At 42.3% G+C, this 25,609-nt stretch carries 22 protein-coding genes, 1 tRNA gene and 1 other RNA gene; 9 read left to right on the plus strand and 15 right to left on the minus strand.

Translation table 11 applies throughout. The features are described 5' to 3' along the window. Positions 1 to 93 precede the first annotated feature (93 nt). Positions 94 to 5,532 (minus strand): reprolysin-like metallopeptidase, encoded by a 5,439-nt coding sequence (locus tag CFE23_RS01345; protein ID WP_291082899.1) that lies wholly within the window; start codon positions 5,530 to 5,532, stop codon positions 94 to 96. Positions 5,533 to 5,868: 336 nt separating this feature from the next. Beyond that, positions 5,869 to 5,942 (minus strand) — tRNA-Met (locus CFE23_RS01350). 150 nt (positions 5,943 to 6,092) lie between these two features. Here CFE23_RS01350 and CFE23_RS01355 point away from each other — a divergent pair. After that, positions 6,093 to 6,485: an START-like domain-containing protein gene (locus tag CFE23_RS01355; protein ID WP_291082902.1), complete on the plus strand. Its 393-nt coding sequence runs from the start codon at positions 6,093 to 6,095 to the stop codon at positions 6,483 to 6,485. Between the two features lie 50 nt (positions 6,486 to 6,535). After that, the gene (locus CFE23_RS01360; RefSeq protein ID WP_291082905.1) at positions 6,536 to 7,375 is read left to right on the plus strand and encodes an aminotransferase class IV; all 840 of its coding nucleotides are present in this window, start codon (positions 6,536 to 6,538) and stop codon (positions 7,373 to 7,375) included. Here CFE23_RS01360 and CFE23_RS01365 read toward each other — a convergent pair. The 5 genes from CFE23_RS01365 to CFE23_RS01385 all read right to left on the minus strand — a co-directional run bounded on the left by CFE23_RS01365 (position 7,372) and on the right by CFE23_RS01385 (position 11,989). Next, positions 7,372 to 7,932 (minus strand): YqgE/AlgH family protein, encoded by a 561-nt coding sequence (locus tag CFE23_RS01365; protein ID WP_291082908.1) that lies wholly within the window; start codon positions 7,930 to 7,932, stop codon positions 7,372 to 7,374. The two genes, CFE23_RS01360 and CFE23_RS01365, sit on opposite strands and share 4 nt — an antisense overlap. A 141-nt stretch (positions 7,933 to 8,073) precedes the next feature. Continuing rightward, positions 8,074 to 8,346, minus strand: coding sequence for an HU family DNA-binding protein (locus CFE23_RS01370; RefSeq protein WP_291082911.1), 273 nt, complete (start codon positions 8,344 to 8,346; stop codon positions 8,074 to 8,076). A gap of 177 nt (positions 8,347 to 8,523) precedes the next feature. Continuing rightward, positions 8,524 to 9,471, minus strand: a complete 948-nt coding sequence (gene fmt / locus CFE23_RS01375; protein ID WP_291082914.1) for a methionyl-tRNA formyltransferase — start codon at positions 9,469 to 9,471, stop codon at positions 8,524 to 8,526. Further along, a complete protein-coding gene (locus CFE23_RS01380; protein WP_291082917.1) occupies positions 9,468 to 11,366 on the minus strand; it encodes an ATP-dependent DNA helicase RecQ in 1,899 nt (632 codons plus the stop codon). The genes fmt and CFE23_RS01380 overlap by 4 nt, the downstream gene beginning before the upstream one ends. Before the next feature lie 83 nt (positions 11,367 to 11,449). Beyond that, positions 11,450 to 11,989, minus strand: coding sequence for an AAA family ATPase (locus CFE23_RS01385; RefSeq protein ID WP_291082919.1), 540 nt, complete (start codon positions 11,987 to 11,989; stop codon positions 11,450 to 11,452). Positions 11,990 to 12,280: 291 nt separating this feature from the next. Here CFE23_RS01385 and CFE23_RS01390 point away from each other — a divergent pair, with 291 nt between their 5' ends. The 3 genes from CFE23_RS01390 (at position 12,281) to murA (ending at position 14,669) form a co-directional block, all read left to right on the plus strand. Then, positions 12,281 to 12,565 (plus strand): DUF493 family protein, encoded by a 285-nt coding sequence (locus CFE23_RS01390; RefSeq protein ID WP_291082922.1) that lies wholly within the window; start codon positions 12,281 to 12,283, stop codon positions 12,563 to 12,565. Further along, entirely contained in the window at positions 12,566 to 13,285 is a 720-nt protein-coding gene (locus CFE23_RS01395) for a DUF4290 domain-containing protein (protein ID WP_291082925.1), read from the plus strand. Positions 13,286 to 13,355: 70 nt separating this feature from the next. Beyond that, complete coding sequence (murA, locus tag CFE23_RS01400; protein WP_291082928.1) at positions 13,356 to 14,669, plus strand: UDP-N-acetylglucosamine 1-carboxyvinyltransferase; 1,314 nt, start codon at positions 13,356 to 13,358, stop codon at positions 14,667 to 14,669. A 107-nt stretch (positions 14,670 to 14,776) separates the two neighbouring features. Here murA and CFE23_RS01405 read toward each other — a convergent pair whose 3' ends face one another. From CFE23_RS01405 to CFE23_RS01415, 3 genes are all read right to left on the minus strand, one after another. Then, positions 14,777 to 17,257: a DUF5686 and carboxypeptidase regulatory-like domain-containing protein gene (locus CFE23_RS01405; protein WP_291082931.1), complete on the minus strand. Its 2,481-nt coding sequence runs from the start codon at positions 17,255 to 17,257 to the stop codon at positions 14,777 to 14,779. Between the two features lie 65 nt (positions 17,258 to 17,322). Continuing rightward, the gene (locus CFE23_RS01410; RefSeq protein ID WP_291082934.1) at positions 17,323 to 17,736 is read right to left on the minus strand and encodes a type II 3-dehydroquinate dehydratase; all 414 of its coding nucleotides are present in this window, start codon (positions 17,734 to 17,736) and stop codon (positions 17,323 to 17,325) included. A 69-nt stretch (positions 17,737 to 17,805) separates the two neighbouring features. Further along, the gene (locus CFE23_RS01415) at positions 17,806 to 18,213 is read right to left on the minus strand and encodes a TM2 domain-containing protein (RefSeq protein WP_291082937.1); all 408 of its coding nucleotides are present in this window, start codon (positions 18,211 to 18,213) and stop codon (positions 17,806 to 17,808) included. Between the two features lie 117 nt (positions 18,214 to 18,330). On the opposite strand from CFE23_RS01415, the gene CFE23_RS01420 reads away from it, so the two are divergent. Then, positions 18,331 to 19,134, plus strand: a complete 804-nt coding sequence (locus tag CFE23_RS01420) for a hypothetical protein (protein ID WP_291082940.1) — start codon at positions 18,331 to 18,333, stop codon at positions 19,132 to 19,134. A 33-nt stretch (positions 19,135 to 19,167) separates the two neighbouring features. On the opposite strand, the gene CFE23_RS01425 is transcribed toward CFE23_RS01420, so the two are convergent. Beyond that, positions 19,168 to 19,716, minus strand: a complete 549-nt coding sequence (locus CFE23_RS01425; RefSeq protein WP_291082943.1) for a porin family protein — start codon at positions 19,714 to 19,716, stop codon at positions 19,168 to 19,170. A 395-nt stretch (positions 19,717 to 20,111) separates the two neighbouring features. On the opposite strand from CFE23_RS01425, the gene CFE23_RS01430 reads away from it, so the two are divergent. The 3 genes from CFE23_RS01430 to CFE23_RS01440 all read left to right on the plus strand — a co-directional run bounded on the left by CFE23_RS01430 (position 20,112) and on the right by CFE23_RS01440 (position 22,999). Then, positions 20,112 to 21,011: a site-specific tyrosine recombinase gene (locus CFE23_RS01430; RefSeq protein WP_291082946.1), complete on the plus strand. Its 900-nt coding sequence runs from the start codon at positions 20,112 to 20,114 to the stop codon at positions 21,009 to 21,011. Between the two features lie 82 nt (positions 21,012 to 21,093). Then, positions 21,094 to 22,611, plus strand: coding sequence for a PAS domain-containing sensor histidine kinase (locus tag CFE23_RS01435; RefSeq protein ID WP_291082949.1), 1,518 nt, complete (start codon positions 21,094 to 21,096; stop codon positions 22,609 to 22,611). Then, on the plus strand, positions 22,604 to 22,999 hold the full coding sequence (locus tag CFE23_RS01440) for a response regulator (protein ID WP_291082952.1): 396 nt from the start codon (positions 22,604 to 22,606) through the stop codon (positions 22,997 to 22,999). Before CFE23_RS01435 ends, CFE23_RS01440 begins: the two co-directional genes overlap by 8 nt. A 45-nt stretch (positions 23,000 to 23,044) precedes the next feature. Here the strand turns inward: CFE23_RS01440 and rny are convergent, their stop codons facing one another. The 4 genes from rny to CFE23_RS01460 form a co-directional block, all read right to left on the minus strand. Then, complete coding sequence (gene rny, locus CFE23_RS01445; protein WP_291082955.1) at positions 23,045 to 24,610, minus strand: ribonuclease Y; 1,566 nt, start codon at positions 24,608 to 24,610, stop codon at positions 23,045 to 23,047. Between the two features lie 50 nt (positions 24,611 to 24,660). Further along, positions 24,661 to 24,769, minus strand: a non-coding RNA gene (ssrS, locus tag CFE23_RS01450) — 6S RNA. 52 nt (positions 24,770 to 24,821) lie between these two features. Next, positions 24,822 to 25,145 (minus strand): cell division protein ZapA, encoded by a 324-nt coding sequence (locus CFE23_RS01455; protein ID WP_291082958.1) that lies wholly within the window; start codon positions 25,143 to 25,145, stop codon positions 24,822 to 24,824. A gap of 3 nt (positions 25,146 to 25,148) precedes the next feature. Beyond that, positions 25,149 to 25,439: a hypothetical protein gene (locus tag CFE23_RS01460; RefSeq protein ID WP_291082961.1), complete on the minus strand. Its 291-nt coding sequence runs from the start codon at positions 25,437 to 25,439 to the stop codon at positions 25,149 to 25,151. Positions 25,440 to 25,609 lie beyond the last annotated feature (170 nt).

A 25,609-nucleotide genomic window follows, 5' to 3' on the forward strand; every position in this document is an offset into this window, starting at 1 on the left:
TTGACCAATCCAATTTCTCCCAAAAAAGTATATAGAAACAGAAAAAGCCTTCTTATAGAGAAGACTTTTTCCTTTACTAATCTGAAATTAAACTTAATACACTATTTTTTTTGTGACTACAATATTGTTGACTGATGTAACCTGAACCAACAAAACCTGTTGCTGCGTTTTAAGGTCGTTCAACGTAGCGGTTTGGGCGTTGATGTTTTCTTTTTCGTAAATCAGTCTTCCCCGAACATCAAAGATTTTGATTTTCGAGATTTCCTCTTTCGAATTTTTTACGTTAACGATCCCCGATTGCGTGAATACCACAACATGGTTAGCTTCCATGACTGGCGTTTCTGTCCCCAGTGGTGCACTCTGATAAACGATTTCAAATCTATCCGCAAAATTTCCCTCTGCGGTATCAAATGAATAGTCGCCCGATGAAAGATTGTGTGTCAAGCCAATCAGGTTGTCCTTGATATAAACATTCTGACCCAGTCCAAATAGTCCGTCCATGTGATCAATACCAATCGTAAAAGTACCTGCGGCCGCTGCCTTAAAGTGAAGCGGAACGCTATCGGTATCGCTGAAAGGCAACGCTCTTCCCTGAATTACATAATTTGAATTGTCAATGATGCTGGAAATAGCACTTCCATTTTCAAGCAGCTCGCCGTCGATTGATTCATCAAATGCCTGCGTAGCACCGTCCATGTAAGCCACCAGAATTTGGTTCTTTGGACCTGCTGTATCGCTTAGATTAAGCCATATGCGGTGTCTTTCAACGTCGGCATCCCTGAAGAATTGCCCATTGTTGTTACCGCTTCGCATTGCGTTAGTAAACGTAGCAACACCAGCACTTGACTTTGAAAGGATGAATCCCTGTCCTGTTTGTATCGTCCCGTTTGGAACAGCCCCGCCGGCGATAGAAGCTACGCCTCCAGTGGTATTGTAACTCGCGTAGTTTGCACCGCTTGCTGCATCCTGCGAGGTATGTGTCCAGAAATATAAGGTCCCTGGGTTGCTTGCCAGGAATGCGTTTCCGCTTACTGGTGATGGATACGGATTACCAATAAGGTTGTAACCTTGTCCACTTACCGTAACAGGTATTGTTTTTGTTCCATTATTTGGTACTCCAATGAACTGACCGAAAAATGTCGATACTGCTGTTGTAAAATTGTTAGGGGCCCTGATCATATAACCTTTCGCAACGTCAAACGAATTTGTAGATGGATTTATCGGTGCAAAGGCATTTGAAGGTTCATCCAAAGTATAAAACCTGTTTGTTAAAGTCAATGGTGAAAAAGCCAGAAGATTTTGGTTTAATACCGGCGAAGACCAGTACACATAATCTTGGCGACGCATTTGTGCATTTCTTTTTGAGATAATGCTTCCTGAGTTGGCAACATCGATAGTCTGTAAAAGGTTAGCATTATTTTCAAACGTAATAAGCGCGTTCGAAGCTACTGTGACCTTACCGGCAATGTTGAAGTCGTGACCCGATTGAACGGTTACAAGAGAACTGCCGTTAACTTCAAGCTGACAAGCTGTCAAATCGCCAACCGACGTGTAATTTGCGTTAACAATTGCTTTTACACCATTGGTAGGGTAACCGTTATCCCAGACAGAGCCGTTCCATGTGGTGATGATTGGGGTTGACACCGTAAAGTTCTGGATTTTGCTACAACCATTTGAATCAGTAATGGTACACGTATAGCTTCCAGGGGCCAGGTTGGTCGCGGTAGCGCTATTTCCTCCGGTAGGAGACCATGAATAGGAGTATACACCAGATCCGCCAGATGCAATCACTGTTGCTGTGGCATCCGTTTCTCCAAAACATGAAATAGTTGTCTGCGAAAAAGTATTGCTCAGCACTGCCGGTTGTGTAATGGTGAAGGACTGGTCTTTAAAGCATCCTTTTGTATCGGTAATGCGAACGGTATAAGTTCCTGCAGCAAGTCCTGTTGCTGAAGCGGCAGTACCACCTGATGGTGACCACAGGTAAGTATACCCCGGTGTTCCACCTGATGCCACTACGGTTGCTGATCCATCAGTTCCACCGAAGCAGGACACATTGGTTTGTGCTGTGGTATTAGAAATAGCAGCTGTTGGTTGTGTAATGGTGAAAGACTGGTCTTTTGTACAACCTGATGCATCCGTGATGGTACAGGTGTAAGTTCCCGCCGAAAGCGCGCTTGCCGTTGCTGCTGTACCGCCTGATGGCGACCATGAATAGGTGTACGGTGCAGTTCCGCCTGAAGCCGCCACGGTTGCAGATCCATCAGTTCCGCCGAAGCAGGACACATTAGTTTGTGAAGATGTGTTGGATACAGAACAAATATTAATGTTCATCACCTGGCCGCCTAACAATGCCGTATTATTCCCTTTTACTGAAAACTTGAAATTATCGGGATTGGTGTTTGCGCCGCCGTGTACATAGGTTAATAAGTTGTTATTTACATCTGCCTGGGTAAAAGAACCTCCAAGTGTTAGTGCTGTTCCGCTCAATTTCAGCGTTCCGTAGGCAGGAAGTTGGGTAATGTTATAAGTCAGCTGTGCAGCAGTAGCGGATGGTTGTACGGCCAGCAGTTTCCCTGACGGAATCGTTGCTGTAGCGGCCGACTGCATGCCCAAAGGATTTATTGTGGCAGTAACATTATTTACAATCTGTAATTTTCCGCAAACCGTCATACTCATTCCGGTAAAAGTTCCGCCAGCACCGGTCACACGGTCTGTAGCAAGTAAAATCCATGTTCCGAGCGATGATGATCCGTTAAAGTTAGAAAGTGGCTGGTTCGGTTGCTTCGTACCAGTTAATCCACCGCTACAGCCGGTAGGAATCGGTGATGCACTATCATCCCAGGTTACATTCATGCCTGAGCCTGAACAATCCCTATTGTAAATTTCTGCAAAGTTTCCTGTGGGTCCACTAAACTGCATTTTTAAGTCAGTCATTGAAGTGTGCGTTCCTGTGAGCGTCAGGTTTACATCGCTTATCATGATGTCATCTGGTACGTCGAGTCGCGCGCTTACTGCATTTGTACCGGTAGTTTCCCAGACTGCATCATTGCCCTGAAAATAAACATTCGAATAAGTTTTGCATAAGTCGTTTGCAATTTGAAATACATAAACTTCTGAAAATGCTCCATCGATGCATGGGTTAATTGGCTTAATCCTCCAATAATTGATTGTTCCCTGCGTAAGACCGGTAGTTTGATAATACGGTGTGGTAACAGTCGCTGTTTCGGTGATCGTAGAAAACGTTGGATTCGTTGAAATTTGTACAAGATAAGAAGAGGCGGTTACAAGATCTGACCAAGTTAGCAAAGTAGAGGTTTGTTGATTTCCTGCACCGTTTGACGGGCTGGTTAAGGTTGCTGTACCTATGGCATTGTCAAAAACCTTTAAGGTCAGTGATAACGGAATGTTAGCACTTGGTGATATACCGCGGAATGTAAGTGGATAGATTCCTGCGGCCACGCCACTGATGCCGCTGATGGTCATGGTAACTGTTCCCGATGCCGCCAACGATGTTGGTGAAAACGCCGCAGTAGCACCAGCGGGCAACCCGGTCACTGAAAAGTTTGTGGTTTCGGTAAAAGGAGTCGCTTTTGTATAAGTTATCGAGAATACGGCATTCGCAGGTTTACACGTGGGTACTGTAGCCTGTGCTGTAGTAAGTTCGAAGGTGTTGGCTTTTATTTCAAAGTCGACATTAGAGATGTCAAAGTAAATATTTCCGACTGCTTCTACTTTAATCCTCATATTCTTTCCGATGTTGCTCGGAACCGTAATATTCTCTGTTCCGTCATTAGCGGTAGAAGCCAAAATGGTGACTGGATAAGTGTAACCACCATCTGTGGATAACTTTATGGCTACGTTTGCCGTTGACACCGGCGTGGCTGAAGTCCCTGCTACGTTCCAGGTAACCGTTTTTGTCTCTCCAACATACCAAACGACGGCGGTATTCGGTGCGGTCACAGCGAATGGTCCGGCAGTGGAGACGGTTACGAGCATATTATCGCTGTTGGTCTGTCCGCCAAGCGTACTGTTGTCACGGACGGTTAACCTGAAGTTCAAAGCACGTGCCACACTCGGCAATACCTCCCATGTTGGGGTGGTGTTGCTTACCACTGCGCTCATTTTTGGAAAAGTCCGTAAGGGGCTTGTGGTGGCGAAGTATGACCTAAAGACTGGTCCGGCCGTATTGGTTCCTACTGGAGGCTGTGTTCCGCCGTCAGTTGCGTCGAATTGTTCCCAGCAATAGGTTAACACATCTGCAGTGTCGACATCGGTTGCACTACCGGTTAATGTAAAAGGGGTTCCTTTCGGAATAGTATAATCAAGGCCAGCCGATGCAATCGGTTCCGTATTGGCAATGGCAGTTTCAGTCTCACAAGTGTGCGTAGCTATCGCAGCGGTAATTTGGGCAATGCTTCGGGAATGGAAATAAGCATCGCTGTTGTATTGTACGTTTGGCGAACACACGCCGGCGTAGCCCATAATCGTGGTTCCACTGCCGGGCTCATAATCATCCGATACCTTCGAGCCGAAGCAGGCATTATAGTAGGTGTGCCCTGCACTAAATTGGTGGCCGATTTCGTGGCATACATAGTCAATATCAAAAGGGTCATTTTGTGGAGACACGATTCCGGTGACACCACTTCCCTTGCTGGATGCGTTACAAGGAGCAACGCTTGCAATTCCACCACCACCTGTACTGAACACGTGACCGATGTCATAAGCGCTTGCACCAATAATTCCAGTAATATTACTGGTATTCGCACTCAGCATAGTACTTCCGTTGTAATTGTCGTATGGATCAGGATCCGGAGTAGGGGTGTCGATGTTGAACTCGTTAATGTAAACCAGGCGGTTTTCGCTCGCGACGACCTGAAAAACAACTGCAAAGTCGTTCCTATAGACACTATTCACCCTTGTGATTGTCGTGTTTACCGCCGCAAGGATGGTACTCATCGTGTTTCCGAAGTAGGCAGAATATTCGGAAGTACAGGCGATGGCAATTCTGTAGGTACGCAATTTACCATCTATGGAGTTTCTCGCAGTGCTGGGTGTAGGCATCCCATCAGCGAGATTAATGTCGAGGTCTTTCATGTCTGCCATACAGATAAAGGGATTTTCAGGGTCCCTAGATGCTTCCGACCGATCATAAACAATGTAGTCGTTTCCGTTGTTGCGAAAATTGTATGGGTCGATATAAATGGTTTTCTCACCAGTGATGAGGCCGGTGAAACCGCCCGGGTCCATACTGATAAAAATTTTATTTAACGGATTTTTTGCACTGACTCCAAAATACGAACGTATTTCAGTGAATTTCGCCTCGAGGTCAGGATGTAACACACTGACCCGTTCAATGTTAAAAGTCTCCGTTGAACCGTCTTCAAGTGGAAAATCAATTTGGACTGCGAAGGGGAGGTTGTTGTTGTCGTCCCGTTTTACTGCGCGGCCCAATTGGGACCTGAGTGTTGGGATGTCCAGCGTGACGACATTATACTTCTCAGGAATCGTCTTGCGATCCGGCTGTTTCATAGCGGCTGTTTTAGCCTTTGCCCGCCATGGATTTACAGATTGCGAAAACGAAAATGGGGCAAAAAGGAGTATGGCAAAAATTGCCAGTAGGGTAGATTTTTTCATTTTTAATCAGATTTGGTATGCCAAACGTATTAAATGAATTTCAATCTACCAAATTTCTTATCGATAAAATGCGCATTTTTATCGATTAAGTGCAATTTTCACTTAAAATTGTTTTAAAAAATAAGGTTCGGACTACAAAATAAAAATGCCCTAAAAGCCAAATAAATTCCTTAGAAAACTGGATTTAAGGGTATAAAAAAAACCGGACTGTTTTGTCCGGTTTTTTTTCTGTAGCGAGGACGGGAGTTGAACCCGTGACCTCAGGGTTATGAATCCTGCGCTCTAACCGACTGAGCTACCTCGCCAAATTACGGTTAAGTGCATTCTCGAATGCGGGTGCAAATATAAAACTATATTTATAGGTTGCAAATTAAAATTCGACAAAAAAATTAATTTTTCAAAATGCTCTTTTTTGAATTTTATTCTATATATTTCCAAAAAAATACCGGTCGTTAATGGAAGTTAAAGTAAAATATGAATTAGAATTCCCAATAAATTCTTCTCCCCAGCTCTTATATCAGTATATATCAACACCTTCCGGTTTGTCGGAATGGTTTGCAGACAATGTAAATTCCCGAGGTGAATATTTCACTTTCATTTGGGATGATTCTGAAGAAAAAGCACGTGTCGCATCCAAGAAGACGGGAGAAAAAATTAAATTCAGATGGATTGATACAGACAACGAGGATACAGATTACTTTTTTGAACTGAGGATATTGGAGGACGAGATTACAAAGGACGTGTCGTTAATGATTATCGACTTTGCGCCCGAGAGCGAATTGGATGAAGCTGCCCTGCTTTGGGAAAACCAGATTTCAGATTTAAAACATGTGATCGGTTCTGTTTAGAATCCGAAACAGAACACTTATATTTGCCCTGATTTTTTCAGGGTTTTTTTATGATAAATTTTAACGGTTCCATTGTTGATTACGCTCAGGTCCAACTCGAAAACAACCGCGGATTGCTGTATGGCGATGCAGTTTTTGAAACAGTAAAGGTTGTCGAGGGCAGGATTCTGTTTTCAGAAGACCATTATTTTCGGCTGATGGCCTCAATGCGTGTGGTCAGGATGGAGATTCCGATGAACTTTACCCTTGAGTATTTCGAAGCGCAAATTGTAGATCTTGTGGCAACAAACGGCCACAGTAATGCTGCCCGGGCGCGCATTACCGTTTACAGGAATGATGGAGGACGGTATTTGCCCTGCGAAAATAATGTATCGTTTTTAGTAACTTCAGAAGGGCTTCCGGATATTCTTTACCGAATCGAAAATCAAACCTATGAAGTCGATTTATTTCGGGACTTCTACATGACCAAACAACTTCTTTCGTCAATTAAATCGACGAATCGTTTGCTCAATGTCACGGCATCAATTTATGCCAGGGAAAATGGGTTGCAGAATTGCCTCTTGTTGAACGATGAGAAAAATGTTGTGGAAGCGATCAATGGAAATGTTTTTATGCTGACCAACGGGAAGCTTTTGACGCCACCGGTTTCGGAAGGTTGCATCAATGGCGTGATGCGCCGTCAGATTCTGGCATTGTCAAAGAACATCGAAGGAATTGAGGTGGAGGAATCGGTGATTTCCCCGTTTGACCTCCAAAAAGCAGACGAAATCTTCATTACCAACATTATCATGGGAATCCAACCCGTAACGCAATACCGCAAAAAGCAATTTGAATCCGAACTGTCAGAAAAGTTACTGCAGAAATTGAATGCGGAAGTGCGGTTGGGTTAATTCAGGATTGGGTTTTCGGGGGCATTCGACCATATCAGGTAATCTCCGCCCAATTCAATAATTTTTTCCTTCCAGAAATTCGTGGTAGACTTTCCAATGATGCGATTTTCATAATCATTTTTTGCCACAATCCAGGAGTTTGAATCCATTTCAGAGGCAAGCTGGTTTGCTTCCCATCCCGTGTATCCCAAAAAGAAACGGATGTTTTCCTTATTGATTTCTCCTTGGTTGATTAAATCTTTGGTGGATTCGAAATCGCCTCCCCAATAGATTCCGTTAGAAATCTCAATACTGTTTGGAATTAACTCCGGGATGTTGTGAATGAAATAAAGATTGTCCTGTTCTACTGGTCCGCCATTGTAGATTTTAAAACGGGCATTGATTTCTGGTACAAGATCATTAATCGTATACCGCAACGGTTTGTTGATAATGAAGCCGACCGATCCCTCGTCGTTATGGTCTGCAAGCAAAATGACCGATCTGTTGAAAGAAAGGTCTCCTATGATCGATGGCTCTGCAATCAGCAGACGTCCTTTTTCGAGCTTGTCTGAAATCATTTTGCTGAAATTTTACTAAATTTAGCAATAAAAAAATTAAATTACCAAATATAGTTTTACGTTTTTTAGTCAACCGCTTAAAAATTTTAATAAAAAAAGCCTTCCAAAATGAAAGGCTCTAATTTTATATTTTAAAAGTGACTATTTCAAGCCTCCTTCTAACTCAGCGCCAGCTTTGAATTTTACTACTTTCTTAGCTGCAATTTTAATTGTTGCTCCGGTTTGTGGGTTTCTTCCATCTCTTGCAGCTCTGTCAGATACTGACCAAGATCCGAATCCAACCAAAGATACTCTTCCACCTTTGTTCAACGCTTCGGCTACATTTTTCAACATTGACTCTAATGCCGCTTTTGCAGCTGCTTTAGAAATTCCTGCATCAGCAGCCATTGCATCGATTAATTCTGATTTGTTCATAATAATAGTTATTAATTGTTGGTTAAAAATTCTGTTAATAGAAACAAATTTAGCAGGAATTCCTTACTGTGCAAGCGCTGAGGGCTGATTTTCGCTGATTTGTTGATAAGTCAATTCTTTTGTTGATAAACTTTGTTGTTTTTTTCGAAAATACGCTCACATCAACAATGACGCAAGTTAGCAGAATGTTGCATTCTCCCCGATTGGCATTCCATTCAGCAATTCGGAAACATTCATTTTCTTCTTTCCAGGAAATTGCAGGCTGTAAATATTTATAAAACCATCACACACCGCGACAGTAATTTCCCTTTTTGATGATTTTATGGAGCCTATGGGAAGCTTATGATCTCGCTTTTCAAAACCGGCTTCGTAAATTTTAACCTGCACTGCTGCGATTCCGTCATTGAAATCACTCCAGGCTGCCGGGTAAGGTGAGAGGCCACGGATCAGGTTATGAATTTCAGTTCCGGATTTCTCCCAGTCGATTTTGCAATTTTCACGGTTCAGCTTATAAGCGGTTTTCAGTCCGCCTGACTCTTTTTGTAGCTGGGTTTCGACATTTCCTTTCGCAATTTTATCCAAAGTTTCCACGACTGCCTGGCTTCCAATTTCCATCAACCGGTCGTGCAACTGGCCTGCATTTTCATTTTCGGAAATGGGCGTTTCAGCACTTAGTATCATGGCGCCAGTGTCAATTTTATCATCAATGAAGAAAGTGGTGACGCCGGTTTTCTTTTCGCCATTAATAATTGCCCAATTGATGGGCGCTGCGCCGCGGTAATCGGGCAACAAGGATGCATGCAGATTAAACGTGCCATATTCGGGCATTTCCCAAACTGCCTTTGGAAGCATTCGGAATGCCACAACGACATGCAGGTTGGCATCAAGATCTTTTAGCTGTCGCAGAAAATCGCTGTCTTTTAAATTCGTTGGCTGCAGGATATCAATATTTTGTTCCAGCGCATATTCCTTAACCGCCGAGTATTTGATTTTCTGGCCGCGGCCTGCCGGTTTGTCGGGAGCGGTAATCACCGCAGCCACTTCGTAATTATTTTTAAGTATGGTATCCAAAATGCCGACAGCAAATTCCGGAGTTCCCATAAAGACAATTCTTAATTTTTTCATGATTTTGGAATAAAGTACCTGTTGTCACTGCCGATTCGGATGACGTGGTGGTCTAACAATTGTTGTAATGCAAATATAATGTCGTCTGACGGATGTTTGACAAGGTTTTGTATTTCCCTTGAAGTTAAAGCCTGTTGCGTTAGTAAGCCATGGATTTCTGCCGCAACAGAAACCGCTGAGCCACTTTTTTTTGTTTTCGAAATGCAATAGGAGCAAATGCCGCAGTCTTCGGTTTTCTTTTCGCCGAAATAGTTCAGGATGAGTCGGCTTTTACAGGTTTTTTTGTCGGTAACATAGGCAATTACAGCCTCCAATTGACGCACCTTTTGCGCATTTTGGTTTTCAAGGTATTTCGAAATCCGGTTGATTGTTTTTTCATCTTCGCGTACTTCGTTGAAGATGATTGTGGTATCATTGCCTTTGGCCCTGTAATCGATAAGTCCACGTTCGTGCAGCTTTTTCAATAAACCCAGGATCGCATTGTCAGTGGTGTTTGCTTTTTTCGAAATCAGGCTTAGGTTTATGGCTGAAGGCGCATCGTAAATTCCGGTGTAATTTCTTAGAATGGCCAGTATTACCGGCTCGTCCTGCGGGTTTAGGCTCATGTAACGGAGTACTTCTTTTGACTCGATCACGAATTGAACGGAAACTTTCTCAGAAAATTCCTGTGACAGGCTGACGATGCCCTGTCTGTCTAAAAACTGTAGGGCATTGTAAGCCTTCAAAGTAGGGAATTGGTACAGGACACAAAAATGATTCAAATTTAGTGGGTATTCCTCCCCAATTCCTTCTCCGTAAGCAATTTGCAGATAATTACACAGTTTGACGTATACCTTTGTTAAAAAGGCTTTATCAGGCAAAACCGAAATAAACTGGTTTTGTGCCTGAATCGGGTCTGACGGGCTGAACAGCAATATTGCAAATGCTTTTTCGTCATTTCTGCCGGCACGCCCGGCCTCCTGGTAGTAATTTTCGATATTTTCCGGGAGTTGAATGTGAATGACCGTTTTGACATTCGCCTTATCGATGCCCATCCCGAAAGCATTTGTCGCGACAATTACCTGGGATTTTTCTTCCATCCACGATTGCATATTTTTAGTTTTTTCGGAACTGTGGAGCCCGCCGTGATAGAAGGTCGCCGAGAATCCCAGAGTTTGCAACTGTGAAGCGATATCGTGGCATGATTTCCGGTTCCGCACATAAATAATGGAAGGTGCTGGGTTTTTCTTCAAAATCTGTCCGATGCGATGGAGCTTGTCCTCTGCCTCAACAACCATATAGGCGATGTTTTTTCTTTCGAAAGACCTTTTGAAAACTTCAGGATTTCTCAGTCCCAATTGAAGGATAACATCTTCCTGCACTTTGTTAGTGGCTGACGCCGTTAATGCCAGAAAAGGTGCGTTTTGAAAATGCGCTTTGAGGTGGGCAATTTTCAGATATGCGGGCCTGAAATCATGTCCCCATTGCGATACGCAGTGTGCTTCATCGATGGCAATAAGATTGATATTCAAGCTTTTCAGGCGATCAACAATCCAATCGGCCTGTAGCCTTTCCGGCGAGAGGTAAAGAAACTTATAATTTCCAAACTGGCAGTTGTCCAGGAGGTCTGAAATTTCATCAGTAGAATGGCCGCCAGTCAGAGCGATTGCTTTAACGCCGATTTTTTCGAGGTTTGCAACCTGGTCTTTCATCAAGGCGATTAATGGGGAAACGACAAGGCAAATCCCGTCTTTCATGATTCCCGGTACCTGAAAACAGATTGATTTTCCGCCACCGGTTGGGAGTATGGCGAACGTATCGTTCCCGGCCAGTACAGCGTCTATAATTTCCTGCTGGGCGGGCCTGAATTGATCATGATGCCAATATTTTCTGAGGATTTCAACAGGTGTCGGCATGGCTTATAATTCGAAATTCAAATGTATCGTTTTCGACAATCAAAGTGGAAAGTTAGTCAAATAAACTGAAAATAACTGAGGCGTTACTGGGAAAGACGGCCTAAAATAAAATCAATGCGCTCGGCAACGGTGCCTTTAGGGACATCTATTAAATGATAACCATAGTTTTGATAGGTCTCCGCAAGATGGCTGTAGATTAATTTGGCCTGTTCAAAGTTCTCGTAGCGTTCGTCGTCGCTTTCATAAATTTCCTCCCATGGCGGAAGGATAAAAATTTTGGAGTAAATATGCTCCCGGCAGGCAGCGTCAAAATGGGCTGGATAACTGTCGCCGATGTAGTGCATATAGGCCAGCACATCAGGGATGCCACGATCAAGGAACACAATATCGTGGGTTTCATCACAGGCATTCAGGAACTGTTTCTTCCGGCCTTCGAGCAGCAATTCGCTGAAAAGAAGCGGGTTCTCGAGAAACAGTTGTTCGATACCCTGCTTTTTGGCTTCCATCGTCACTTCGCGCGAGATTTCAGGATAACAACAGTATCCCTGTGCCGTCAGCCCATCTATGATAGTGGTTTTCCCAGTACCAGGGCCGCCTATGATGACAACAACTTCTTTGCGCACGATTTAAAAATAAGGCGCAAATATAGCAATTCACAATTGATAATTAATAATGGATAATTAATAATTACAAGGTATTTCCATAAACCTGGATCTTAGCCCCGATGGCAGCGGCATCCTTTTTTATTCTACTGTCGCGCCGGACTTCGGGGGATGAATTTGAGAATAAAAAAGATACAGCGGACAGCGGGAAACAGCTCCTGATAAACAAAAATAACGTTGACACGTTAAATCAGAAATCTAAAACATAAAATCTCCATACTAAAACCTTATATTTGCGTTTATTTTAATAAAATGGATAAGAAGACAGAAGAATTTTATGTGCGTTTAAAGGAAGAGCTATCCACTACAAGCAGCTGGCCGTCAGAATATTTATTTAAGTTTATCGTGCCCACGGAAAAGGAAAAAATCCTGGAGGTTGAGAATGCTTTTAACAACCTGGGCGCCGTCATCACAACGCATCAGTCCAAAACAGGAAAATACACTTCCGTTTCAATTCATGTTACGATGGCGACCCCTGATGCAGTAATTGAAAAATATATCGCCGTTTCGAACATTGAAGGCATAATTTCATTATAAATGAATCAAAAATATATCAAGGAGAACGCCAACGACGTTGTCAACGAACTGGAATATAATGCAGAGCGTCCGCACCTGATCATCAGGGAGTACGGCCGTCACCTGCAGAAACTGATTGACCAGGCTGTGGTGATTGCAGACCGCGAGGAACGCAACAAGGCAGCAAAATACATCATCCAGGTGATGGGAAGCCTGAACCCGCATTTGCGCGACGTGCCCGATTTCCAGCATAAGCTATGGGACCAGATTTTTATCATGTCTGATTTTAAACTCGAGGTTGATTCCCCGTATCCTGTGCCTTCACGTGAGGTGTTGCAGTTGAAACCAGATGTGTTAAGTTATCCGCAGAACTTTCCAAAATACCGTTTTTATGGCAACAATATCAAGTATATGATCGATGTGGCCAACCGCTGGGAGGATGGTGATTTGAAAAATGCACTGATTAAAGTCATTGCAAACCACATGAAAAAATCCTATTTAAGCTGGAATAAGGATACGGTGAAAGATGATGTGATTTTTGAACATCTCCTTGAGTTGTCCGGCGGGAAGATCGACCTGACACAAAGTTCAGAGGAATTGGTGAACACCACGGATCTGATGCGGACCAATATGCGGATTTCCAATAAAATCAATCCGGCTGCGCCACCAAAAATCAAGAATAATAAAAACGGAAAAATGAATTCCGGCCATAAAAATAACCAAAACAGAAAAATACAATAAACAATTAAAAATTAGGAATTAAGAATTTTGTAAGCACAATTCCCAATTCCTAATTCCTAATTACATTAAAATGGGAACTTTTAAAATTGAAGGAGGCGTCGCGCTAAAAGGTGAAATCACTCCACAGGGAGCAAAGAATGAAGCGTTACAGATTTTATGTGCGGTGTTGCTGACGCCCGAAAAAGTAACAATCAATAATATACCAGATATTATCGATGTAAACAAACTCATCACACTACTCAAAAATCTGGGTGTTAAGGTGGAAAAAATAGGGAAAGGTTCTTACACATTCCAATCCGATGAAGTAAATGTTGGCTATCTTGAAACCGAAGCGTTTAAAAAGGAAGGCGGTTCGCTGCGTGGATCGATTATGATCGTAGGACCATTGTTGGCGCGTTACGGACGTGGTTACATCCCAAAACCGGGCGGTGACAAGATTGGCCGCAGGAGATTGGATACGCATTTTGAAGGATTTATAAACCTGGGCGCTAAGTTCCGTTACAACCGTGAAGACCATTTCTATGGCGTTGAAGCTACAGATGGATTGACCGGTACCGACATGCTTCTTGATGAAGCGTCTGTAACAGGAACGGCGAACATCGTGATGGCCGCTGTTTTAGCCAAAGGTACTACGACAATTTACAACGCCGCCTGCGAACCTTATCTGCAGCAATTGTCAAAAATGCTGAACTCAATGGGTGCCAGGATTACCGGTGTGGGGTCTAACCTTTTGAAAATTGAAGGAGTCGACAAATTAGGAGGTTGTGAGCATACGATTTTGCCGGACATGATTGAAATCGGTTCATGGATTGGGCTTGCCGCCATGACGAGAAGCGAAATTACGATCAAGAATGTAAGCTGGGATAATCTCGGTATAATACCCAATACTTTCAGGAAACTTGGGATTACTTTAGAACGTCAGGGCGATGATATCTATATTCCCGCGCACACCGATGGCTATGAAGTAAAAACAGATATTGACGGATCGATCCTGACCATTGCCGATGCACCATGGCCTGGTTTTACACCCGATTTGCTCAGTATCGTGCTCGTGGTTGCCACGCAGGCCAAAGGCGATGTGCTGATCCACCAGAAAATGTTCGAAAGCCGTTTGTTCTTTGTCGATAAACTGATTGATATGGGAGCAAAAATTATGCTTTGCGATCCCCATCGTGCGGTCGTTATCGGGCATGATTTTAAATCACAACTTAAAGCCACGACCATGTCATCACCGGATATCCGTGCCGGAATTTCGTTGTTGATTGCGGCCTTGTCAGCAAAAGGAACCAGTACGATCCAGAATATCGAGCAGATTGACCGTGGATACGAAGATATTGAAGCGAGACTGCGTGCTATTGGTGCCAGAATTTCACGCGAAGATTAATAATTCGACAGGGAAGTTAAATATCACAATATATTGTAAACAAAACGCCGGCGAATCCGATTCGCCGGCGTTTTTTAATTCTTAAATGTGCGGATTGTTAGGCTGATTTATTTTAATATGTTTAAGAGTTTCAGGCCGAAAACTACACCATCACCCTGATAGCCATTTTGGTAAGAACGCACATAGTCTATGCGGAACAGCCTGAATTTTCCAAATCCAAGGTTGTCCAATCCTACAGAAAATTCCTGATACGGACTCCGATCCGGTACGGCCAGGTTGTGGAATCCGAGTATAAGTTTTGTTTTCAACAGGTTCAATAAGGGAATTTTATTCATGATAAAACCGTTGTCATCATATTCCGCGTGCGTTTCAAAGTACGAGTCGTTCGTGCTGGCGGCGTAGTATGGCAGCAGGTTAAAGACGTTTAGGTAGCGCTCCTCCGTACCAACATGCGTTTGGTTGCCGTTAAAATGTTTGTAATCAATAAAAGAGATATTGTCGCCATTGACAAATTTTCCACCTTTTAGATTAAACGAAAAGCTTCCTTTATTCCCAGCAGTCACCTCGTAGGTCACACGGGATGATAACAACTGAAATTCATAGTCTTTTTCGCTTGCCGCAAACGCATGTTCGTAATTCAGGTATACCGTTGGGTAATTTTGATTGCGCAGGTTGATTTTGCCGTCAGGGCGGGTGATGTATTTGTTGCCAAATGAAATCCGTGCTGAAAGTGTGGCTTTAGTCAGGTGGTGTGTGGCAAAAGCGGGTGCGTCGCTAAACGGATCTTGAGGATTATTTGATGTGTATAAATCGTCCTGCTTCAACAATACATAATCAGTGTTGTTTGTCAAAGGCTTTCTTTGTTGGTATTCTACGCGACCCATAACATTCACTCCGTTTAGTACGTCGCGGCCATAGGTAATACCCGCAAATTCCTTATTGTACAATTTCATGTAATTGTCCTTGAAAAACAAAGTACTTACCGAATTGATGAACTTGCTAATGGGCTCTTCAGGGTTGAATTGTGCCACAGTACTTCCTCCGGACACAGACACAAACGCGTAGTTCTGATTGTTGAATCGGTGGGTGTAATCGGCTTTAATCCTCAGCCGGTCTTCGGCAAATCCATAATTAAAAGTAGCACTCGCCGCAGTGTATTTTCCCTTTTCTTCTCCTTTCCAGCTGCGGAAGTTGAAACCTGAGTTTAAGTTCCAGCCCTGTACGGTATTAAAACTAATGGATGTCAGGTTGATCAGGCCATCATAGTTGAACGATTTTTTCGCAAAACTGTTTCGGTAGTGGTAGCCGCGGATGGGGTCCAGAAGGTGAAACTTGTTTCTTTTATTGTCTACAGAATCGAGGTAAGTCTGTGAATTACGGACTTTAAAAATGCTGTCTTTTTTTACGTAATCCCGGCTTTCTTCCTCTGTCAGCGGAACCTGGCGGTTGGTGCTCCAGTATGCGTCATCCTTTTTGTTTGAATTGTCCTCAAAGCTCACAATTTCATTTGTAAAGGTCTTTTTGTCAAACGATTCTTTGAAGTCGTAGTTGGTGTATACATATGAAAATTTACCATTGAATTTGATTCCGAAAGCACCTGCCGTAAATTCGAGGTTTTGTGTGCTTTTTGACCAAATCTTATTGTTTTCGTTGTAACTGAAATTTTGTACGAGTTTCATCGTGTCCATGAATTCTTGTTTGACGCGATATCCTTTGATGTCAAGATCTACTGCATAAATGGCCCAGGTGTTTTCCACAATATAGATGTAGCCCTCAAAAACAGGTTCATTGTCCCGACGCGCAATCACTTTGATTTTGTTGATGATCTGATTGCTGTCATCAGTAAAGTTTCCCTCCAGTTTATACTTGTAGTAGTTAAATGCATTGTCGGCGATAGGGGAGACCATATTCATGCCAAACCTGATCGTATTATCATAAAAATCATACCGCGTTGCAAGTGCAGTATTGTAGCTGAATCCATTATCGTTTCCACTTATTTTAGATGCGATGATCCGTTCTTTCAGGTTGTTTGGCTTCTCGAATGTGAGTTTTGAAACTGTTTCGGAAAGGTAAAGGATGCCAGTGCCTGTTGAATCAAGCATTCCGTCCATATCGCCAACTTCGGCGCCAAAAATTTTCTTTGGCATGTCTTTAAGCTTAAAAATCCCCCGGGAATAAAAATCAGCGGTAAAACGCGCTGTTCGTGCAGAATTTGCTTTTTTTGATTTTATGGCATTGCGAATTAATTCGTTTGCAGGATTGTCCTTACCGTTGACGACCACTTCGTTCAGGATCAACGTTTCTTCGCTAAGCTGCGCATTTTGTGTGAAAGGAAACTTATCGATATTGACAGTAATTTTTTTGGTCTTATAACCAATGTATTGAAAAACAATCGTGTATTGGCCGGGCTTTGTAATGTTAAGTTCGTACTGCCCCTGTTCATTGGCGGAGGTACCATTGTAAGTGTTCTCAATCCTCACGCTCACGTAGGGAAGTGGCAGTTTGGTGTCGTCAGTAACGGTTCCCCGAATTTGCGAGAACGCAGTAAAAGCAAAGGAACAGAGCAGTAGCGTAAAAATTTGTTTCATGTGTTTTTGGGTGTTTTTGGTTTTGTATGGTAGACGAAAATAGGTTTAAAATGGTTGCATGGCGTTTATAAAAAAGAATGGATAGCGAGTTCATAGCTTTTTAAGCCAAAACCGATAACAATACCTTTTGCATTTGGGGAGATAAATGATTGGTGGCGAAAGCTCTCTCGTGAAAAAGTATTCGAAATGTGTACTTCAACGACGGGTGTGTCCACGGCTTTTACAGCATCACCGATACCTATTGAAGTGTGGGTATAGGCGCCGGCGTTTAAAATAATGCCATCGCAGGAAAATCCGAATTCCTGTATAAAACCGATGATTTCACCTTCTATATTGCTTTGATGTAACGAAAAGTCAATGTCCGGAAATTGTGTTTTCAGGATGTCAAAATAATTCCCAAATGTCTGGTCGCCGTAAATCTCGGGTTCGCGTTTTCCTAAGAGATTTAAGTTAGGACCGTTTATGATAGCAATGCGCATAAGTGTTTTCTGTAAAAATAAAAAAAGGGAAACAATTTGTCTCCCTTTTTGATAAAATCTTAATTTCTACTAAAAGAAACTGTCTTTGTAGCTGCCGTCTTTAGGCTCGTAGCTTCCTGTAAGGATTCCGATTACATCAACCAGCGACCAGATGAACAAACCACCCAGTGTGATGATGAACAGTACATTCCAGTACCATGGGCTACCAAGATACCATCTGTGTGCTGCAAATCCACCCAGAATCAGCCAGAACAAAAACGCAATTCCCTGGCTTTTTTCACCTGAGGCTGCAGCCGGTGAAGTAAGTGCAGTCGCTTTCGCTTCTGTCTTTTTCGCAGTTGTTACATTTTGATTCTCCGAAGAGGAAGTTGTCACACGCTCTGTGGTTACAACTTTTCTTTCCACAGGGAAAGACGCATACGAAACTGACGTGGTCAATGCCAACACCAACATCGTCAAAATAATTTTGATTTTCATGGTTAAATGTTTTTATTTGTACCAAAATAATAACTAATGCGTTTAACTTCCAAACTTTTTTTCACTTTTCTTTTAGCAATTTCATTTTCAGTATATTCTCAAACAGGTGGAAATTATATGGGAGCTTTAAAGTTGAATGACAGCTCTTTCATTTCTTACAGAGTACATCTTGATGAGTCCAAAGGCATCATTTCAGGGTACTCGATAACGGATATTGGTGGGAAATATGAAACAAAATCAAAGATTACCGGAACATTCAATAAAGAAAAGGGTGAAATTTCCTTTAAGGAAAAAGGCATCATTTACACAAAATCAAAAGTTACCCAATATGATTTCTGCTTTGTAAATTTTAAAGGGAAGCTTAGTAACATTCAAACCGGAAAAGCTGTTAAAGGTAAATTTAAAGGGCTTTATACTGATGGTAAGGAATGTATAAGTGGCGAGCTAAATTTGGTGAATGTCGCAAAAATTGAGCGTCAGGCAGTTAAACTTGAAAAGAAAGTTAAGAAAACCAAATTGGTTTCCCAGGCGAAAAAAGATAAAGTGAACCTTGTAAAGTCGTTGGATACTTTGGCGCTTAATGTACTTAGGGAGGACCAGAATATGAGTATGTTTACGAAATCACGTACCGTAAACCTCAATATTTACGACTCAGGTAAAGAAGATGGTGACAAGATCACGATTACCGTTAATAAAAAAGTGTTGCTTTCTGATTATACGGTCACAAAAAAGGTGAAGATATTGTCGTTGAATATCGATTCAGACGAGACCGATATAGAAATTAAGGCGATTAGTGAAGGCACTGTTGTCCCGAATACGGCTTATATCGAAATAAAAGACGAAGAAAATGACCTGAAAGTGCTCTCGACGCTTACAAAGGGAAAAAGCACTAAAATAACGATATTAAGAGCCGAAAAATAAAAGCCGGCCTTTTTGGGACCGGCTTAAAAAAAATTAGAATTTATATCCTAAAGAAAGTTGTGCCGTCATGTTTTTTGCGGTATCTTTAAAAGTCGTTTCTTCGCTGGCATCAGTTAGCCCAACTACATAACGGGCAGAAGCGAAAAATCCAGCAGCAATATTTACTGTGGCACCACCAGCAATCGCGAAATCAAAATTCTTTGTTTTGTAATCTCCCGGAATGCTATCGATATTGTCATTTACAAGAAACCCAAACTGAGGTCCTGCATCGATACTCAATACACTCGGTAAAATGTAAAAACGGGCCATTACCGGGATGTTGACGTAGTCGAAGTTGATGTCGTCAGATCCTTCTACTTTTGCACCCTGCGAAGAATAAAGTGCTTCAGGCTGTACTGAGAAACTTGGCGTCAATCCCAACTCTACGAACACTCCGCCATGAAAACTGGTAATGCTCTTGCTGTCCTGATTGCCGTCTAAATTTGAAAAGTTGGCCCCTCCCTTGATTCCGAATTTTACGCCTTGTGCCTGACTAGCAGTGGCAACGATCATAAATGCTGCTAATAAAAATACTTTTTTCATAATTGCTTTTTTAGATTAATGGTTTATCGTTAAAACTAAATTACCCCTAATAGATTACAGTGTCAAATAAATTAACAATACTTTAAAGCTATTGGCGTGTTCATAACTTGTTAGTACCTGTGTTCATAACTAGAAAATGGTGTTAATAAATAAAAAATTTAAGCCCACTAGAACACAAATACGCTGAACACAGGTTTTTACGAAAGCCGATTTTCGGCAAATATTGGATTTGCATCGTACTTCCGGTATTTCACAAATGTTTTAAAGCCTCCTGTTCTACGGGCTTTTTTTATTTTATCTTTATGGAGTAATTCACTATCGGGTTGTGCATCCCGTTTTGAAACAATCGAAAAACCGGTGAATAAAAATCTCAACACCGTTAACCCAGTTGTTTTATGGCCCAATGGATTTCTTTTATAAAAAGCTACCAGTCCTATCTTCTGATAGAGCGCGGACTGTCCGCAAATACCATCGGCAATTATACCTTCGATATTGAAAGGCTTTGCCGTTTTCTGGAATCAAACAGTATGGATATTTCGCCTGTCAATATCGATTCTGAACTCATACAGCAATTCGTCTACGACATTTCGAAAGAAGTCAATGCCCGCTCACAAGCCCGAATCATATCGGGGTTAAAGAGTTTTTTCAGTTACCTGATTTTTGAGGATTACCGAAAAGACAGTCCGATGGAACTGATCGAGACGCCGAAAATAGGGCGTAAGCTCCCAGACACGCTTTCGCTGTCAGATATCGACCGTTTGATTGGGGCCATTAGCCTCGAAACGGCTGAAGGGGAAAGAAATCGGTCCATGCTGGAAACGCTTTATGGTTGCGGTTTGCGCGTTTCCGAGCTTGTAGACCTTAAGATTTCTGACTTGTTTTTCGATGAGGGATTTCTGCGCGTAACCGGTAAAGGCAATAAGCAGCGTTTCGTTCCGGTTGCAAACCAGACCAGGCATTTTATAGAGATCTACAAAAACGAAATCAGGACGCACCTCCCGATTAAGAAAGGTCATGAAGATACGCTATACCTAAACCGAAATGGTAGAAAACTCACCAGGGCGATGATCTTCACCATTATCAAACGCCTCGCCGTGGAAATTAATCTCGGAAAATCAATCAGCCCACACACTTTCAGGCATTCTTTTGCCACGCATCTGCTCGAAAACGGGGCCGATCTTCGTTCCATACAATTGATGTTGGGGCATGAAAGTATTACCACCACCGAAATTTACGTACATCTTGATCGCAGGCATCTTACACAGGTTGTCAATGCATTTCATCCGAGAAAGTAGGTTTGTATCATATTTTTTTTAAATTTGTGTAGCCTCAAATCAATAAGTTACTGCGGTAGCGTATTCAATTTCAAATCAATAGATGAAATTAGATTTCTTTGCGAATTCATTGCAGCAGGACGATAGGATTAATTTTTATAGTAAACTCTTATCACAGGTTCCTGATCTCATTTTTCAGATGACCATTTCTGCAGAAGGCAGGATCAATTTTCCATTCCTAAGTGAATCCGTAATCAACCATTTCGAACTTACCGACGAGGAAATCGGGCATTACACCATCGATGTCCTCAAAAGCAAAATCGTGCCTGAAGATTTTGATAGGTTCATGGACGCCGTTGCCCATGCAAAAACACACATGCAGCACCTGCTTTTTGAATTTCGCTGCAACCTGCCCGTCAAAGGGATCCGTTGGTTTCGCGCGAGGGCCACGGTGGAGAAGGATTGCAAAGGTGGTTTCGTTTTTTACGGAAGGGTCAACGACAGTACTGATAACCGCATCCAGGCACTGAAACTTAAGATATCTGAAGAGCGCTATCAATTTGCGTTGGAAGCCTCGTCTGAGGGAATATGGGATTTTGATGTACGTACCAATAAGGTGTTCTTTTCTTCCCAATCGATGAAAATGCTTCATTTTGCTGAGAAAGACGCCATACTGGATATCGACGTTTGGGATGAAAGAATCCACCCGGATGACATTCAAAATTATAAAAAAGACATACAGCGTCACCTCGAAGACCGCACGCCTTACTACGAAAACCTTCAAAGGGTGCGTACGCGAAACGACGAATATAAATGGGTCCTCAGCCGCGGGAAAATTATCGATCGGGATCTTGATGGCAATCCCTTGCGGGTTATCGGTACGCACAGCGATGTGACGTCGAGGATTGAGAGGGAAAACGAGCTGCAGAAAACACTGGAAATTTTAAGTGAACAGAACAAGAAATTGTTGAATTTTGCCCATATCGTATCCCATAACCTGAGGTCGCATGCGGGTAATTTCAAAATGCTACTCGATTTTATTGAGTTTGACGACGATGAGGAACTGCGGAAAGAAAGCCTGCTGCACCTTCGAACCAATTCAAATGACCTTACTGAGACGATTGATAACCTAAAAGAACTGGTCGAAATCCAATCGGATCTGAAGCCAGTCAAAGAGCATTTAAACCTCAGGGAATACCTCGGTAAAATGCTCAATCTGCTGATGGAAGAGTTTGAGCGGCATCATGTGGAGTTCAAAATTGACATTCCAGACCATGAAACAGTGTATTTTAATCCGGCCTATCTTGAAAGTGTGCTGTTGAATTTTTCGACGAATGCGGTTAAATATTCCCAGCCGAATAAACGCCCACTCATTCATTATAATTTCTTCTATCATGATGGTGTGAAAGTGTTATCCATTGCTGATAATGGACTCGGAATTGATCTGGCAAAGCACGGAAGTTCACTTTTCGGAATGTACAAGACCTTTCATAGGCATCCCAATTCCCGAGGCCTCGGACTATTTATGTCCAAAAATCAGGTGGAGGCGATGGGCGGAAAAATTACAGTAGACAGCGAAGTGAATTCAGGAACCATCTTTAAAATTTATTTTAATGAATAAATACAAGGATGTTTTTGTTGTTGATGATGATAAGATCTATCATTTTATTTTTAAAAACCTGTTGCACAAGCTCGGAATCAACGTAAAACCTTCCTTTTTTGTTAATGGATTGGACGCACTTGAAGGCCTCAGACAAAGGTTGGAACAGGGAAATTTCCCCGATTTAATTTTGTTGGACATCAACATGCCAATTATGAATGGCTGGCAATTCCTTGACGAATTCCGCAAACTGAAACTGGCGCACGATCTCCATACAAATGTCTATGTTATTACTTCTTCGAACGACGGTACCGACATCAGTAAAGCAAAGGAGGCGGCAGATGAAATCGTGAATTATTTCCTGAAGCCGATCGATGAGAAAGACATAGCCAAAATATTTAGTCAATAAAAAAGCACCTGTAATAAGGTGCTTTTTTATTGTAGTTTGAAAACATTACTTCGCGATATTTACCGCTCTTGTTTCCCGGATTACTGTAATTTTCACTTGTCCCGGATAAGTCATCTCGGTTTGTATTTTCTGTGAAATGTCGAATGACAGGCTGGCCGCGTGGTCATCCGATACTTTTTCGCTTTCTACAATCACACGAAGTTCCCTTCCCGCCTGGATGGCATAAGCGTTTTTCACGCCGTGGAATCCAAAAGCAATCTCTTCAAGATCCTTAAGTCTTTGGATGTACGAATCAAGTACCTGGCGTCTTGCTCCCGGCCTTGCTCCTGATATCGCATCACAAACCTGTACGATTGGTGACAGCAATGATTTCATTTCAATTTCATCGTGGTGGGCACCGATGGCGTTGCACACTTCCTCTTTTTCACCATATTTCTCCGCCCACTGCATTCCCAGCAGTGCGTGTGGAAGATCACTTTCAGTATCAGGCACTTTACCAATATCGTGTAACAATCCAGCCCTTTTGGCCAATTTTACATTCAGTCCCAATTCCGCTGCCATAATTCCACATAACTTCGAAACTTCACGCGAGTGTTGTAAAAGATTTTGTCCGTAAGAAGAACGGTATTTCATTCTTCCTACAACCTTAATCAATTCCGGGTGCAGCCCATGGATTCCTAAATCAATCACAGTACGTTTTCCAACTTCTGCGATTTCGTCGTCGATTTGCTTCGTCGTTTTGGCAACAACTTCTTCAATACGTGCAGGGTGAATACGCCCGTCGGTTACCAATTTATGCAGTGATAATCGTGCAATTTCCCTTCTTACGGGATCAAAGCAGGAAAGGATGATCGCTTCCGGGGTGTCGTCTACGATGATTTCAACGCCGGTAGCAGCCTCGATGGCACGGATATTTCTTCCTTCACGCCCGATGATTCTTCCTTTCACGTCGTCTGATTCAATGTTGAATACAGAAACGCAGTTTTCTACTGCTTCTTCCGTTCCGACACGTTGTATTGTATTGATGATAATTTTCTTGGCTTCCTGTTGTGCAGTCAGTTTTGCTTCTTCCAAGGTGTCCTGAATGTAAGACATCGCATTGCTTTTCGCTTCTGCCTTCAGGCCTTCAATCAGTTGGTTCTTGGCATCTTCAGTTGACAATCCTGAAATCACTTCCAGTTGCTCCAACTGGCTTTTGTGCATTCTTTCCACTTCGGCCTGCTTCCTGTCAAGAATTTCAATTTTATTGTTGTACTCGCTTGTTTTGGCCTCATAATCATCATTGATTTTTTTGGCTTTTGCAAGTTCATTGGATACCAGTGATTCTTTGTCGCGAACCCTTTTCTCTACTTCCGCGACCTTTTTTTCGCGTCCAAGAATGACCTGCTCGTGTTCGGCCTTAAGTTCAATGAATTTTTCTTTTGCCTGAAGTATTTTGTCTTTTTTGGTGTTTTCGGCTTCAAAGTTTGCGTCTTTCAAAATTGATGCTGCTTCTTTCCTCGCATTCTTGATGAGGTTTGAGACGTTTTTCTTTTCGAGAAACTTCGCGATGGCAAAACCACCAGCTATGCCTGCGATGGCCGAAATAATTATAATTAAAATTGTATCCATTTTTGTTTAGTGTTTATGTATAAAAAAAGCCTACATTAGAGTGAATGAATAAACTCGTAAAGACAAGTTTTGAGCTAACCCGCTGTTCAAGGATCTGCCCGAAATGGCAGCTTGCTTTAGAAACGGTGATTCGCTCATTCTAAATTGTTAGTGTTGAGTTTACCAAATTGAACTAATGTAGGCAGTATCTTAGTCTATGTAAAGAACGTATTTAATTTCCGTCGGTAGCGTCTGCGGTACTTTTCGGATCGAGATAGTCAGCGAGCATATTGCTGATTTTTAAAAGTCTTTCATTCGTTTCTGCATTATCCGCCGTCTTATCCAGCTGTTTCTGCTCCACCTGCGTAGCAAACTGCAACGCACACATGGCCAAAACATCCTGCTTGTCACGCACGGCGTAGTTTTGCTCAAACTGCTTAATCATCATATCAATCTTTCTCGAAGCGCTCCTAAGCCCTTCTTCCTGAGACGGATCCACGGTCAGCGGATATATTCGGTCTGCAATTGATATTTTAATCTTCAGCTTTTCCTCCATGTTCTAATCTGATAATTGCGCAATGCAATAATCAATTTCCCGGATTAATGAATTTATTTTAAGCTTTGTATCTCTTTTATTTTCATCACTGCCAAGCAATGAATTCGCAATCCTGAGCGTTTCGTGTTGTGATTTCAACGAGGCAATCTCCGTTGATTGTTGTTGTATCACAGCGGTGGCTTGCTTTAACTCCTGTTTTAACACTTCAGACGCTTTTTCAAGACTTTTCAGTTTTGTTAAAAGCCTCTCAAGCCTAGCTTCCAGAGTATCAATAATTTCCGCGATTTCGCTCATAAATTTGCCATTCGTCGCTTAATCTCACAAAGTTAGTATTCTATTTTATTATACCAATAGTTTTGGTGAATTTTTCAAAACTTTATTCCGGCGCTAAAATATTACCATAAATAGGAAGTTATTACCACATGGTTTTTTGCACTCGGCGTTTATGTTTATATTAGCAGTAT

This window comes from Flavobacterium sp. BFFFF1 (genome assembly GCF_002256285.1).
Taxonomy (GTDB): domain Bacteria; phylum Bacteroidota; class Bacteroidia; order Flavobacteriales; family Flavobacteriaceae; genus Flavobacterium.